At 46.3% G+C, this 13659-nt stretch carries 14 protein-coding genes; 13 read left to right on the top strand and 1 reads right to left on the bottom strand.

The window, feature by feature from the left end:
• The first annotated feature begins 9 nt into the window (after positions 1–9).
• The 13 genes from GMA13_RS04915 to GMA13_RS04855 all read left to right on the top strand — a co-directional run bounded on the left by GMA13_RS04915 (position 10) and on the right by GMA13_RS04855 (position 13214).
• Positions 10–3165: a DEAD/DEAH box helicase family protein gene (locus GMA13_RS04915; RefSeq protein WP_255883045.1), complete on the top strand. Its 3156-nt coding sequence runs from the start codon at positions 10–12 to the stop codon at positions 3163–3165.
• 20 nt (positions 3166–3185) lie between these two features.
• On the top strand, positions 3186–4151 hold the full coding sequence (locus GMA13_RS04910; protein ID WP_255883044.1) for a YafY family protein: 966 nt from the start codon (positions 3186–3188) through the stop codon (positions 4149–4151).
• 142 nt (positions 4152–4293) lie between these two features.
• The gene (locus tag GMA13_RS04905; protein ID WP_255883043.1) at positions 4294–4662 is read left to right on the top strand and encodes a helix-turn-helix domain-containing protein; all 369 of its coding nucleotides are present in this window, start codon (positions 4294–4296) and stop codon (positions 4660–4662) included.
• Positions 4663–4684: 22 nt separating this feature from the next.
• Positions 4685–5296: an ImmA/IrrE family metallo-endopeptidase gene (locus GMA13_RS04900; protein ID WP_255883042.1), complete on the top strand. Its 612-nt coding sequence runs from the start codon at positions 4685–4687 to the stop codon at positions 5294–5296.
• Positions 5297–5363: 67 nt separating this feature from the next.
• Positions 5364–5552, top strand: coding sequence for a hypothetical protein (locus GMA13_RS04895; protein ID WP_255883041.1), 189 nt, complete (start codon positions 5364–5366; stop codon positions 5550–5552).
• Between the two features lie 270 nt (positions 5553–5822).
• Positions 5823–6269, top strand: coding sequence for an RNA polymerase sigma factor (locus GMA13_RS04890; protein WP_255883040.1), 447 nt, complete (start codon positions 5823–5825; stop codon positions 6267–6269).
• A gap of 516 nt (positions 6270–6785) precedes the next feature.
• Positions 6786–7148: a type II toxin-antitoxin system PemK/MazF family toxin gene (locus GMA13_RS04885; RefSeq protein WP_255883039.1), complete on the top strand. Its 363-nt coding sequence runs from the start codon at positions 6786–6788 to the stop codon at positions 7146–7148.
• Positions 7145–7291, top strand: a complete 147-nt coding sequence (locus GMA13_RS04880; protein WP_255883038.1) for an SHOCT domain-containing protein — start codon at positions 7145–7147, stop codon at positions 7289–7291. The genes GMA13_RS04885 and GMA13_RS04880 overlap by 4 nt, the downstream gene beginning before the upstream one ends.
• A 27-nt stretch (positions 7292–7318) precedes the next feature.
• Positions 7319–8947 carry a recombinase family protein gene (locus tag GMA13_RS04875; RefSeq protein ID WP_370687053.1) on the top strand — a complete coding sequence of 543 codons (1629 nt, stop codon included), beginning with the start codon at positions 7319–7321 and terminating at the stop codon, positions 8945–8947.
• Positions 8944–9840: a recombinase family protein gene (locus tag GMA13_RS04870; protein ID WP_255883036.1), complete on the top strand. Its 897-nt coding sequence runs from the start codon at positions 8944–8946 to the stop codon at positions 9838–9840. The genes GMA13_RS04875 and GMA13_RS04870 overlap by 4 nt, the downstream gene beginning before the upstream one ends.
• Positions 9806–11452, top strand: coding sequence for a recombinase family protein (locus tag GMA13_RS04865; RefSeq protein ID WP_255883035.1), 1647 nt, complete (start codon positions 9806–9808; stop codon positions 11450–11452). Before GMA13_RS04870 ends, GMA13_RS04865 begins: the two co-directional genes overlap by 35 nt.
• A gap of 403 nt (positions 11453–11855) precedes the next feature.
• Positions 11856–12290, top strand: a complete 435-nt coding sequence (locus tag GMA13_RS04860) for a hypothetical protein (protein WP_255883034.1) — start codon at positions 11856–11858, stop codon at positions 12288–12290.
• Between the two features lie 234 nt (positions 12291–12524).
• Positions 12525–13214: a M24 family metallopeptidase gene (locus tag GMA13_RS04855; protein ID WP_255883033.1), complete on the top strand. Its 690-nt coding sequence runs from the start codon at positions 12525–12527 to the stop codon at positions 13212–13214.
• A gap of 223 nt (positions 13215–13437) precedes the next feature.
• Here the strand turns inward: GMA13_RS04855 and GMA13_RS04850 are convergent.
• Positions 13438–13659: integrase core domain-containing protein (locus tag GMA13_RS04850; RefSeq protein WP_255883032.1), on the bottom strand; the 222-nt coding region annotated here is incomplete at its 5' end.

The raw sequence follows: 13659 nt of genomic DNA, 5'->3' as shown, positions 1-13659 counted from the left end.
GTGCGGTAAATGAAATTAAAATTCAAAAAACAAGGCTATCAATCCGACGCTACCGCCGCCGTTGTGGATCTGTTTTCCGGGCAGGAAAGGACAACATCCACCTTTACAGTCATGCAGGAACAGCAGATCAGCCTGCTTCAGAATGATTTCGGCGTCGGCAACGCGCAGCTTATAGACGATCAGGCCATGCTGGAAAACCTGCACGGGATTCAAAAGCGGTTTAATCTGCCCCTGACAGACGAGATCGACGATAAGCGGTTTTGCGTGGAGATGGAAACCGGTACGGGCAAAACCTATGTTTATACCCAAACCATATTGGAACTCAACCGCAAATACGGGTTTACAAAGTTTATCATCGTCGTCCCCTCTGTGGCGATCCGTGAAGGTGTGTATAAATCCTTTGAGATTACCAAAGACCATTTTGCGGCACTGTACGATAATGTGCCGTACCGGTACTTTATCTACAACTCCGCCAAGCTGTCCGATGTGCGGCAGTTTGCCACCGGCGCCAATATTGAGATTATGATTATCAACATCGACGCCTTCAAAAAGGCGGAGAATATCATCAATCAGGCGCAGGACAAGCTGAACGGCGAAACCGCTATGCGGTACATTCAGGATACCAATCCGATTGTCATCGTGGACGAGCCGCAGAGCGTGGATAACACACCGAAGGCAAAGGAAGCCATCGCCTCTCTGAATCCTCTGTGCGTTCTGCGCTATTCGGCAACCCACAGAGAAAAAATCAACACGGTATTCCGCCTGACGCCTGTGGACGCCTATCAGATGGGCTTAGTCAAGCAGATCTGCGTATCCAGCGTATCCGCTGAAAACGACTTTAATAAGCCGTATATCCGGTTGCTTGAGGTATCGCAGAAGGACGGCTTCAAGGCGAAGGTGCAGATCGATATCAAGGCAAAGGACGGCAAGGTTGCGCGCAAAACGGTAACAATAAAGCCGAATTCCGATTTATATGTCCTCTCCGGCGAGCGGGAATTTTACGACGGCTATACCGTCAGCGGTATAGACTGCACCCCCGGCAGAGAGTGCATCGAGTTTGCAAACACAGAAATCCTGAAGCTGGGACAGGCTATCGGGGATATTGACGATGCCCTGATTAAGCGGGAGCAAATCCGCAAGACCATCGAAATCCATCTGGACAAAGAGCTGATGCTGAGCCGGCGCGGGATCAAAGTGCTGTCCCTGTTTTTCATCGACAAGGTAGAAAAGTACCGTACCGAGGACGGCGGCATGGGAATCTATGCCCAAATGTTCGAGGAATGCTATAACGAGCTGATCAACCGCCCGAAGTATGCGGAACTGAAAGAAAAATACAGCGATGCGCACGCCGCACATAACGGATATTTCTCGCAGGATAAAAAGGGCGCGTATAAAGACACCAAAGGCGATACGATAGCCGACTATGATACCTACAACACCATCATGAAGGACAAGGAATGGCTGTTGTCCTTTGACTGCCCTCTGCGCTTTATTTGGTCGCACTCCGCGCTGAAAGAAGGCTGGGACAATCCGAATGTTTTTCAGGTATGCACACTGATCGATCAGAAATCCACCTTCACCTGCCGTCAGAAAATCGGCAGAGGTCTGCGCCTTTGCGTGGATCAGACCGGCGAGAGGATCGAGAACAAGGATGTCAATCTGCTTCATGTCATAGCCAATGAGAGCTTCGCTGAATTTGCAGAAACCCTGCAGAAAGAAATCGAGGATGAAACCGGACTCAAGTTCGGCATGATCCAAATCAGCATGTTCTCCGGAATGATTTACGAAGAACAGGTGGAGCATGAACATACCATAGACAAAGAGGAAGCCCATGAACTTGTAAAGTATTGGACGGAAAGCGGTATGCTGGACAAGTGGATGGCTGATCCTGAAATGATAGCAGCCGAGGAAAAAATTACTGTTCAGCTTGAAAGCGGTAAAATAGAAGCTCCTCCGAGTCCTGTTGCGGAAGTTATGCGCCAAATCAAAATGGGCGCGACACCTGAACAGGCTGCCACCGCAATTGTGGGAATTACCGCTAATATTACAGAAACCGTTGAGCGGGAGGTTACCTACGATGACGCAAAGGAAATCGTTGAACACTTTGAGAAAAAGGGATATATCAGCAAATCCGGCAAGATGAAGGATACCATGAAAAACGCCTTGCTGACCGGTACGCTTGATCTGCCGAAAAAATATGAGGCGGCAAGAGAACGCTTTGAGAGCATTATCAAGAAAGCCGACAGCAAGCCGCCGATCCGTGATGCCAGCCGCGATGTGGTGGTAAAGCTGAAAAAGCAGGTCATTGTCTCGCCGGAATTTCTGGAGCTGTGGAACAGCATCAAGCACAAGACCACCTATCGGGTGAAAATCGATACCGACGAGCTGATTGAAAGATGCGTAAAGGATTTTCAGGATTTGCCTGCCATTCCGAAAATGCGTCTTGTATCCCAAACCGCCGATATTGATATCGCAAATTATGGCGTAACGCATACCGCGCGGGAGTACCGCAGTCAGGACATTCAAAACGATAACATTGCAATCCCGAATATCGTGACGGTGATCAGCGAGCAGACGCTCGTCAACCGGCGCGTTGTGCTTGAGATCATCGAAAAAAGCGGCAGAGGAAAAGAAATGCTCCGAAATCCGCAAATGTTTATTGAGCAGCTCTCGGAGGTCATTCAAAACAACTGCTATCAGCTTGATATTGACGGGATTAGTTATCAGCGGCTTGCCGGAGAGGATTACTATGTTCAGGAGATATTCGAAACGGAAGAACTCATGGCGAACCTTGACCGAAATGCGGTTGAGGTAAACAAAAGCGTGTACGATTATGTGGTGTACGACAGTTCGACCATCGAGAAGCCGTTTGCCGTCGCTCTTGACAGTGATCCCGATGTGAAGCTGTTTTTCAAGATTCCTGAAAGGTTTAAGATACAAACGCCGATTGGCACATACAATCCGGACTGGGCGGTATATCTGACGAAAAACGGCGAGGAAAAGCTGTATTTCGTATTGGAAACCAAAGGCAGCACCAGCCTGTTCGATCTGCGTACCCGTGAGCAGCTAAAAATCCACTGCGGTAAAAAGCATTTTAAGGCGCTGAACAGCGATGTTGAGATGCAGGTCGCCGCAAAGTGGGATGATTTCAAATCCACAATCTGAATACGGGGGTATCGAAGGAGATGATTAATAAGAACAGAGCCATCTATGTTTTCAAATACCTGTGGGATCACACCGATGAAGAACATCCCGCAACCACAAAGGATATCATTGCACACCTTGCCACGCTTGGTATCTCCACAACGAGAAAGACCGTGGCGGATGATGTAGCGGAACTGCAAAGCGGCGGTTTTGATATTGTTGTCAACCGGAGCCGGCAGAACGAATACTTTATCGGCTCCCGCAATTTAGAGCTGCCCGAACTAAAGCTGATCATCGACGCGGTACAGGCGGCAAAGTTTATTTCACCGAAAAAGAGCGTGGAGCTGATCGGCAAAATTTCTGCGCTGGCAAGCCCGCATCAAGGAAACGAGCTGAAACGGAATCTCTTGGTGGACGGAAAAGTAAAGACCAGCAACGAGAAGGTCTATTATGCAGTGGACACGCTCTTTACAGCGATTCAGGCAGAGAAAACCGTTACCTTCAAGTACATCGAGTATACCGCGGAAAAGAAAAAGGTGTACAAGCACAAAGGGCAGGTATATATCCTCTCTCCATATGACATGGTTTGGTGCAGCGACGCCTACTATGTGCTTGGTTTTTCTGAAAGTCATGGCAAGGTGGTCAAGTTCCGTGTGGATCGGATGCACAGACCTGCTCTGTCGGATAAACCATACCGTCCGAAGCCGGATAACTACGATATTTCTGAATTCTGCCGTCAGGTGTTTTCCATGTATGACGGAACACTCTGCACCGTGGAACTGAAATGCGAAAACAGCCTTATGAAATCGGTGATAGACCGGTTTGGCGAGGATGTGCAAACAAGACCGTTTGACTGTATGCATTTTATCGCTACAGTAGAGGTATCGGTCAGCCCTACTTTCTTCGCATGGATATTTACATACAACGGAAAAATACAAATCATATCGCCGGAAACGGTAAAGCGGGAATATGCCGACAGGCTGAAAACGGCTTTGGATAAGGCTTGATGCGCAATACAATCATCGGGATGGGTTCTACAACGCCCATCCCGATTTGACTTTGCGAAAACCTATTGCACCGTTATAACGGTTTCAGTATAATATAAGCACGATGTTCGCTGATTGGCGAATTTGCGAAAGGAGATGCGTTATGCAAACAGAAATGACTTTTGGAGAATTTCTGATCAAAAAACGCTTGGAACATGAGATGTCGGCACGGCAGCTTGCCATTGCGTTGGATTTCTCCCCCGTGTACATATGCGATATTGAAAAAGGGCGTAAGCCCGTGCCGGACGAGATTTTGGAACAGCTTCCGAAACTTTTGCATTTGACGGAATCGGAAGCCAATGAGATGTATGACTTGGCCGCCAAAAGCCGCAACACCGTCAGCGCCGATCTGCCGGAATACATCATGGAAAAAGACATCGTTCGTGCCGCCCTCCGCACGGCGAAAAAGCATAATGTCACAGACCAGCAATGGGAGGATTTTATTAAACGGATTACAAAAGGTTCGGAATAGCCGAATCGGAAAGGATATTGAGATGGCAGTTGTTTTTTATCGGCCGCAAGCCCTTGAAACCATCGCCCGCCGTACCTTGTGCGAATATGACGCCTGCTATTTAAATCAGCAGCCCTGTGCGGTTCCGATTGAAACGATTATCGAAAAGACCTTTGCATTGCGGATTGAATACCAGTACCTGACAAACAACGCCCGTGAGCTGGGACGAATGATTTACGATGATGGGATTACCACCTATTACAACCGGGATATTATGGATTATGCTCTGATGCGCGTGCAGGCAGGCACCATGATGATAGATGCGACGCTATTGGAAGACGAGAACTGTTACGGCAGGCTACGCTTCACCCTTGCGCATGAATTATCCCATTACCTGATTCATAAAAAGATATTCTGCGGAACAGGCACAGCCGCCGCATTATATAACAACGATACCGATGAAGACGCCACCGAATGGCAGGCAAACTATCTTGCCAAAGCCATTCTCATGCCCAACGGACAGGTAAAACGATGCTTTTATGCGCTCCGCCCCAAGTGCATAAACCGCAAGGAACTTGTTTCACAGATGGCGTCCGTCTTTGCAGTATCCAAACAGGCGATGGAAATCCGCCTAAAGGATTTCGCACTACTATAAAAATCCTTCGGGATTTTTTACCCTTGATATTCGCTAATTAGCGAATATATGAACGGAGGAAAGAATCATGCAGACACAAGCTGTTAAAAAGAAAAAGCGATACCGAATTAACTGTCCCTCATGTGAACGGCTGATCAGCAGCGACAGCAATGACCGTCCTTTCCAAGTGGAGGTCAGAAAAAAGGAACATGAGGACGAATACGACAAAATCACCCGCTGCCCCCGATGCCAAACATGGCTCGGCGTATTCAAATAATCATCAAATACAAAGTACATCAATATAACTGAGTACGAGCCTACAGCCGGAAACGCCGGAAATTGATAACCCGGTAGGAGCGAGCTTACGAAATGCCGACAAGTTATAGCTTTTAACGCTATGCTTGCTCGGCATTTCTTTTTGTCCTTTCTGCGTTAAAAGCAGAAAGGATTTTTTATGCTCGGCGGCTGGCAGGCTTCTATTGCCAAGTACCCGTGAGTCTCAGATTTCAATCGAATCGAAATCTGAAAAATCACGGAGGAAAGGCAAATGACCAATATTGAAAGAAAAAATTACACCCTTACGGTATACAACACCTTAACCCGGAAGAACGAGGAAATTGAGGTGTCGGAGGAAGTCTATCAAACCTATCGTAGAACGGCTTGGAACATAGACGACAATAACACAAGCTTCTATGCGCACGAAATTCAGATGAGCAGTCTGATCGGAGGCGAAGACGGTGCGTATGAAAATTTCCGGGAATTCATTGATACGGAAAACACACCGGATGTGACGGTGCTGAGAGAGCTTGAAAAAACGGCTCTGCATCGGATCATCGCGCAGCTCAGTGAGTCCGAGCAGAAGCTCATTCGGGCAATTTACTTCGATGGCTTAACGGAACGGGAATACGCCGATTTGCTCGGCGTCTGCCGGAATGCCGTACACAAGAGAAAAATCCGCATCCTCTCAAAAATCAGAAAAACATTAAAAATTTGATTTTGAAGGGTGTGCAAAACCCGAACATCTTCCCCTATACAACTGAGAAAAGATAAAAACCAATTCTCAGCCGCTTTCGATTCTGCAAAAAGCGGGTTTGTTCTTTGACAACCGAATATACAGCGCACCTTTACATTCCTTCTGCTGTCGGCAAAACCGGCAAGCCACATGAGCTTTGCTCAGACGGTACGGCGCACCCGTACCGAAGGCGATGACAGGCAGAAGCATTAAAGATACTTGCGTCCAGTCCTAAAGTCGAGCGTTGAAGCCATAGCAGAATGGTGAGCCGTCGCAACAAAGGAGGGCGCCTCGGTGAGAACCACGGAGGGGTGAGATTCCCATGAGGCCTGAAAGGCAAAGCCTTTCATCTGCACAGGCCGGAGGCTGCGTTCCCGTTGATCGAGGGAGTCAAGGACGAATATCGGTCAAGCAAAAACGATTGATATAGGCAAGGCGGTCGTTTGCCCGTTTGGGATGGACGGCCGCCTTTTTTACTTATGATATGGAGGAATTGCCATGAATCAAATAAAGCGAGGCGAAATCTACTTCGCCGATTTATCTCCCGTTGTCGGCAGCGAACAGGACGGAATCCGTCCTGTTCTGATTTTGCAAAACGATATGGGAAACAGATACAGCCCCACCACAATGGTGGCAGCCATTACCGGCAGGAAAACAAAAACCGAGCTGCCCACCCATGTAAGGATTTCCGTCGCCGGACTGAAATCCGAATCCATTGTTCTGCTGGAACAAATCCGAACGATAGACAAAAGCCGGCTTGGAGAATATGTCGGCAAACTCAGTAAGAACGATATGGGCAGAATCGATCACGCCATCATTGTCAGTCTCGGAATCAAAACAATGGAGGAACTGCTCAGATGAAGGATATAAGTAACGCTTCTTTTGCTTACAGCATCCATATGCTGCGGATGCTCCTCAAAATGAAGCTCATCACACAGGATGAATACAACAGAATTGCAGCCATCAGCGCAGCGCATTACGATACAGAAATTTATTGTGTCTAAAGTGATAAATCTTCCGGTTTGCGCTGGATGTTTCCGAACCTTTGCAGTATTGTATGTGTTGCCGAAAGGCAAAAAACAGGAAAGGAGTCAAGCCGAATGAATGTCATCAATATTACGGCTGAAAACAAAAAAACCAAAGAAATCATCCGTCTCGCAGCTTACTGCCGTGTATCCAGCGATTCCGCCGACCAGCTTCACTCCTTCGCCGCGCAGATTCGATACTACAAGGACTACGAACGGAAGCATCCGCAGTATAAGCTGGTAGATATCTATGCGGACGAAGGGCTGACCGGCACCTGCATGGACAAGCGGGACGATATGCATCGACTGATTAAGGACTGCAGGAAGGGCAAGCTCGACCGCATCATCGTCAAATCGGTATCCCGCTTCGCCCGTAATACACAGGAACTTCTGACAACGCTCAGAATGCTCAAGGAACTCGGCGTCAGCGTCTACTTTGAAGAACAGGACATCGACACCGACAAACTGAATATGGAAATGATTGTCACATTCCCCGGTATGGCTGCGCAGCAGGAAAGCGAGTCCATATCGGGGAATATGCGTTGGAGCTACAAAAAGCGGATGGAGTCCGGCGAGTTCAACTGCTGCGCCCCCGCATACGGCTTCATGCTGGAAGACGGTCAAATGGTAATCAATGAAGCCGAAGCTGCTGTGATACGGAGAATTTTTGCCATGTATCTGCAAGGCGTTGGGAAGCAGACCATCGCCACGATCCTCAACCGTGAGAATATCCCCCGCAGATACAATCAGAAAAAGTGGTATCACTCCACCATCCATTATATTCTCAACAACGAGCGGTACATGGGCGACGCTCTTCTGCAAAAGAGCTACACCACAGAAACCCTGCCATTCCGCAAGGTTAGGAATCACGGAGCAAAGACGCAATACTATGTTGAGAACGCCAATCCCGCCATCGTAAGCCATAAAATATATGAGGCTGCTCAGGAATTACAAAAGGCAAGGCATACGCCTTCCTGTAAGCGCAAAACAGCATATCCGCTGACCGGTATGCTTCGCTGTCCTGACTGCGGGCGGAGCTTCCGCAGACTGCTTACGGCGGGAACCGCCTACTGGGTATGCTCCGGCAAAGCATCAGGAGAAACAGACTGCGTCAGCCGCAGAGTCCGTGAAGATGCGGTATATGACACATTTCTCATCATGCTTGAAAAGCTAAAGGATTACCGAAAGCCTCTCCTTGGAACGTTGATTCATGATATTGAGGTTATGCAGAGCAGAACGAGTGAGAATTACGGACGAATTGCCGAGATCGACAAAGCTATTGCCGACCTCGCTGCTCAAAACTTAATCATCACAAGACTGCACACAAGCGGTGTGCTGAACGCATCCGACTATGCTGCGAAATCCTCTGAAATCAACAACAAAATCAGCGACCTTCGCACAGAGCGAAGGAAAAAGCTCTCCGAAGATGAGGAAGACGAACAGCTCGATAAGCTGAAGGAACTCTATGAGATCATAGAGGAATATGAGCCTGCAGATGAGCCGGATGCAGAAATCCTCACCCAAGCAGTTGAAAGCATCACGGTGGACAGCAATGCGGAGATTACCTTCAAGCTGATCGGCGGTGTAGAGCTGACGGAAAAAATTGACGAGAAAGGACGGTGCCACTCAGCATGAAAAACAGAAACATACCCTTCGGATATCAGTATGTGGAAGGCGTTATCACCGTGAATCCGACAGAAGCGGAAGCCGTCAAAGCAATCTGCAGTGCTTATCTCGGCGGACAGTCATTACTGACGATATCAAGGCGGCTCAATGAACAGGCGGTCGAATATATGCCCGGTGTGACCGGTTGGAATAAAGCAAGACTTATGCGGATTTTAGAAGACCGCCGATACCTCGGCACAGACGCCTATCCCGCTATCCTTGACGAAACCGTCTATGAAGCAATTCAAAGCACCAAGACAAGGCGAAACACACAGAAAGCAACTGACCGCCGTACCGATATCTACCAACTGGAAACGCCTGTCCTATGCCCTAAGTGCGGAGCAGAGATGCATCGCCGCCATGACAGCCGATGCAAATGCAATCAACGATGGTTCTGCACGAATCATGAATGCGGGGAGCTGATCGTTATCGCAGATGAAAACCTCCTTGCACAAATTACGGAACTGCTGAATATGGTGATTGCTGATCCCGACAGAATTCAAATACCGGCGGATACTGAAATAAAACCCGATATCGAGATACTTAAAACGGAAAACGAGATCGGCAGAATGCTTGACAGCGTAGAACTTGACAAAGAGGCGCTGCGCCTGAAAATGCTCCGTTGCCTCTCGCTTAAATACAAAAGCATCGACCATACCACCTATGCCATAAAGAAGATGAAAGCGGACTTGGAAAGAGTAAGCCCGCTTTCTGAATTTTCTGCCGACCTTGTGGCAAGAACAGTCAAAGCCATCACACTGAATACAGACAAAAGCGTATACCTTACGCTGATCAACGATCAAATCATCAGAAAGGAGCCTGAAGACTATGCAAGCAGTCATAACCCAACCGACGCCGCCTAAAGTCGTGCGCGTCATCCCGGCAGCAGTCAACATACAAGAGGAAATCAAAAGTGCCTACCGTCAGACTCGTGTGGCTGCCTACTGCCGGGTATCTACCAAGCAGGAAGATCAGCTCAACAGCTATGAAGTTCAGCGCAGAGCTTATACGGATAAAATCAATGGTGAGCATGGATGGACGATGGTGGGTATCTATGCCGACAAAGGCATCACCGGAACAAGCACCAAAAAGCGTGATGAGTTTAATAAGCTGATGCGGCACTGCAGGCAAGGCAAGGTGGACATGATCATCACAAAGTCAGTCGCCCGATTTGCCCGAAACACCGTAGACTGCCTGAAATACACCCGAATGCTCAAGGACTTGGGAGTGGATGTATTTTTCGAGGAACAAGGGATTCACAGCACCCAGCCCGGCGCCGAGTTTTACATCACCATCTACGGCTCCATCGCACAGAGCGAGTCCGAAAACATCAGCGCCAATGTAAAATGGGGCAAGGCACAGAGCGCAAAAGAAGGCAATGTACCGTTCCACTACAAGAATTTTCTCGGATACCGCAAGGGTGAAGACGGTAAGCCGGAAATTGATCCCGAACAGGCTGAGATCGTCAAGCTGATCTACGAACGGTTCCTTGCAGGCGACAGCTTCGGCGGTATTAAAAATCTCCTTGAAGAAATGGGCATACCTTCTCCCGGCGGTAAGGCCAAATGGCAATACTCGACGATACAGTCCATCCTCTCAAATGAACGGTACAAGGGCGACGCCGTCATCAATAAAACCTATATAACCGACTGCCTTTCCAAAAAGGCAAAGGCAAACAACGGAGAACGGCCGAAATACTATGTCGAGAACAACCACCCCGCCATCATTGACTCCGGTACCTTCGGCAGAGTGCAAGAAGAACTTGCAAGGCGCGCCGGCAAACGGAAAGTCAAGCAGGTCGGGACGAAAACCGAGCAAGGAAAATATTCCGGCAAATACGCTCTGACGGAACTGTTAATCTGCGGAGAATGCGGAACGCCTTACCGCCGATGCACATGGACGGCAGGCGGTCACAAGAAAATCGTGTGGCGGTGCATCAACCGTCTGGACTACGGCAAGAAATACTGCCATGAATCACCGACCATAGAGGAAAGCGTTCTGCAGGAGGCCATTATGAATGCTATATTGAAAACGGCAAAGCAAAATACGGATGTGCTGAAAACCCTAAAGCTGCATATCGGCATGGGATTGCAGGCAGCCGATACCGAAGATGACAGCCTCGATCTGCAAATCCGAATCGCTGAGATTGACGCAGAATTCAAAGCCATGCTCCAAGCGGTAGACTCCAGTACACTTGACAACTTCGACGAAGAAAAGGCCAGCCGATTAATGAATGAAAAGAATCGTCTGCAGCATCAGCTTGACCAAATCGCAGACGCCAAGCAAAAACGGGAAAATGCGAAATCCCGGCTCGATGAAATCTTCACTATCCTCGAAGGGCTAACAAACCATCCGATGACCTATGATGATCAAATTATCCGGCAAATACTCGAATGTGTAGTTGTAAAATCCAAAGAGCAGATCAAGGTGGTGTTCGTCGGCGGCCTTGAAGTAGAACAGGCACTTAACGAATAAAAAAGCGGCTGATCGCAGCCACCACCGAAATTGAGCATTCAAGAGATTTTCGGTGAGGGTTCAAAGTCCTACACCAAAACGCCGAAAAAATCTTTTTTATAGTCCTTAGACAAAGCAAATGGCTGACAGAAAAATGCTGTCAGCCCTTTGCTTTGATGTGCATAAATATGAAGGGACTTGAATGTAAGCGTGCCCACCGTAGGCGGGCAAAAACAATCCGCTGGATTGTTTTTAGCGAGAACGTTTATGTGTCCTTTCCCAAAAACGTGAACACATTGGAGAGGTGGAAGTCCTGATAAGTTGCACATTCAAGAGTGCTTGGGAGATTTGTGTTCATTTTTTTTAACGAAAAATGTATTGATGCTGAGAAATAGTACATGCTATCTAAAAAGGAGGATGTATTATGATAGAACCAGATACCATAAAACTTTTGCGAGAATGCGATGCCGGCATCAAAATGGGCGTTAAGTCTATAAACGACGTTTTGGGTCGTGTAAAAAGCTCCGATTTGCAACAACTGCTGAACGCTTGCAAGGATGAACACGATAAGCTTGACAAGGAGCTTCAACAATTGCTTGGGCAATATGAAGATGAGGGCAAAGACCCAAACTTTATGGCAGAACAGATGGCAAAAATAAAAACCGAAATGAAGCTGCAAATGAACGAAACCGATCACACTATTGCCGATTTGATAACGGATGGCTGCAATATGGGCGTCAAATCGCTAAATAAATATCTGAATCAATATGCTGCAGCTGATGAGAAATCTAAGGACATTGCCAAAAGGTTGATAAACCTTGAAGGTCAATTGGCCTTAGATATAAGAAAGTTCCTATAAACCGATGAATTATCCGTCTTTTTGATGATGTTTCGTTCAGTGCGAGAGTTCAAATCTCACCGCCAAAATTCCGAAAATATCTTTTTTATGTAGATTAGACAAACAAAAAATCCGAATCTTCCTCCGATTGGAGATGGGTTCGGATTTTTTATTTTATGTGTTTTAATAATTAAATTAATTGCTATATTGCTATTTTGTGTTAGAATTTAGGTAATGACTAAAGGTGATAATAATATGACATACAGTGAAGTACAGAAAATCGCTAAAACCACAATAGAATACATAAAAACTATAGTCATGCCAAATATGAATTTGCAAGAAGTACGTAAATTATGCGAGGATAAAATGTTTGAATTGGGAGCTGATTCATTTTGGTATTGGGATATAGGAGCCTTTGTTTTCAGCGGTAACGGAACTACGGTTTCTCTTTCGGGCAGAGATTATGTTACCCCGGATAAGAAAATTGCGGAAAATGATATTATCACTATTGATTTAAGTCCGCAGAACAATAAAATCTGGGGTGATTATGCACGAACCATCATTATTGAAAAGGGAAAAGTAGTTAATGATGTTGAAAGTATACAAAATACCGAATGGCGCAACGGTCTGTTTATGGAAGAAGCTCTCCACAATGAGCTGAAAGCCTTTGCAACACCCGACACATCATTTGAGGAACTTTACTATCATATTAATGAGTTAATCAAAAGTAAAGGATACATAAATTTAGATTTTCTTGGTAATTTAGGTCATTCAATCGTCAAGGATAAAAACGAAAGAATATATATTGAAAAAGGAAACACTAAAATGCTAAGTGAAGTAAAGTATTTTATATTTGAGCCGCATATCTGGACTGAAGGCTCAATGTATGGATTTAAGAAAGAAAATATTTATTATTTTAAGGATAGTAAGTTGGTTGAATTATAAATCTATGATTAAGAAAAATAGATTTTTGATTCAGTATTAAAATTATAATGAAAGGTAGAGTAAAAATGTGTCTCCAATACAGAAAAGCAACGCTTGAAGAAGCCGAGAGGGTGTGCTATATTGTTCAGCATAAAAATGCTGAAATTTATCCCTGATACTACACGCAGAACATAAGTTTTCATTATCCTTGTTTTTGTAGGTTTGTCAATGATGTGTTACAAAATTAGAAAACTTCGCCATTAGAAATAAAAGCGTTAATATAATCAGCAGGAGATTTCCAATTAAGAGGACGCATAGGAAATTTGTTGTATTTTCTACTGTGAACAGCTAATTGCTTTTTAAAGTCATCAAATGAGTAAAAGGTGTGTGTAGCATAAAAGTATTCATTGTCTTTGCGATGAGACCTTTCCACTTTTCCGTTGTGTCTTGGTGTATATGGACGAAT

This window comes from Ruminococcus sp. zg-924 (genome assembly GCF_024433635.1).
Lineage (GTDB): Bacteria > Bacillota > Clostridia > Oscillospirales > Acutalibacteraceae > UBA7067.
The sequence above is the reverse complement of the archived record's forward strand: the minus strand, read 5'-3'. Positions and strand labels throughout refer to the sequence as shown.

Excerpts from the sequence above, each read along its gene's own strand:
- GMA13_RS04915 (WP_255883045.1), top strand. The coding sequence starts at position 10 with ATGAAATTAAAATTCAAAAAACAAGGCTATCAATCCGACGCTACCGCC.
- GMA13_RS04910 (WP_255883044.1), top strand. The coding sequence starts at position 3,186 with ATGATTAATAAGAACAGAGCCATCTATGTTTTCAAATACCTGTGGGAT.
- GMA13_RS04905 (WP_255883043.1), top strand. The coding sequence starts at position 4,294 with ATGCAAACAGAAATGACTTTTGGAGAATTTCTGATCAAAAAACGCTTG.
- GMA13_RS04900 (WP_255883042.1), top strand. The coding sequence starts at position 4,685 with ATGGCAGTTGTTTTTTATCGGCCGCAAGCCCTTGAAACCATCGCCCGC.
- GMA13_RS04895 (WP_255883041.1), top strand. The coding sequence starts at position 5,364 with ATGCAGACACAAGCTGTTAAAAAGAAAAAGCGATACCGAATTAACTGT.
- GMA13_RS04890 (WP_255883040.1), top strand. The coding sequence starts at position 5,823 with ATGACCAATATTGAAAGAAAAAATTACACCCTTACGGTATACAACACC.
- GMA13_RS04885 (WP_255883039.1), top strand. The coding sequence starts at position 6,786 with ATGAATCAAATAAAGCGAGGCGAAATCTACTTCGCCGATTTATCTCCC.
- GMA13_RS04880 (WP_255883038.1), top strand. The coding sequence starts at position 7,145 with ATGAAGGATATAAGTAACGCTTCTTTTGCTTACAGCATCCATATGCTG.
- GMA13_RS04875 (WP_370687053.1), top strand. The coding sequence starts at position 7,319 with ATGTTTCCGAACCTTTGCAGTATTGTATGTGTTGCCGAAAGGCAAAAA.
- GMA13_RS04870 (WP_255883036.1), top strand. The coding sequence starts at position 8,944 with ATGAAAAACAGAAACATACCCTTCGGATATCAGTATGTGGAAGGCGTT.
- GMA13_RS04865 (WP_255883035.1), top strand. The coding sequence starts at position 9,806 with ATGCAAGCAGTCATAACCCAACCGACGCCGCCTAAAGTCGTGCGCGTC.
- GMA13_RS04860 (WP_255883034.1), top strand. The coding sequence starts at position 11,856 with ATGATAGAACCAGATACCATAAAACTTTTGCGAGAATGCGATGCCGGC.
- GMA13_RS04855 (WP_255883033.1), top strand. The coding sequence starts at position 12,525 with ATGACATACAGTGAAGTACAGAAAATCGCTAAAACCACAATAGAATAC.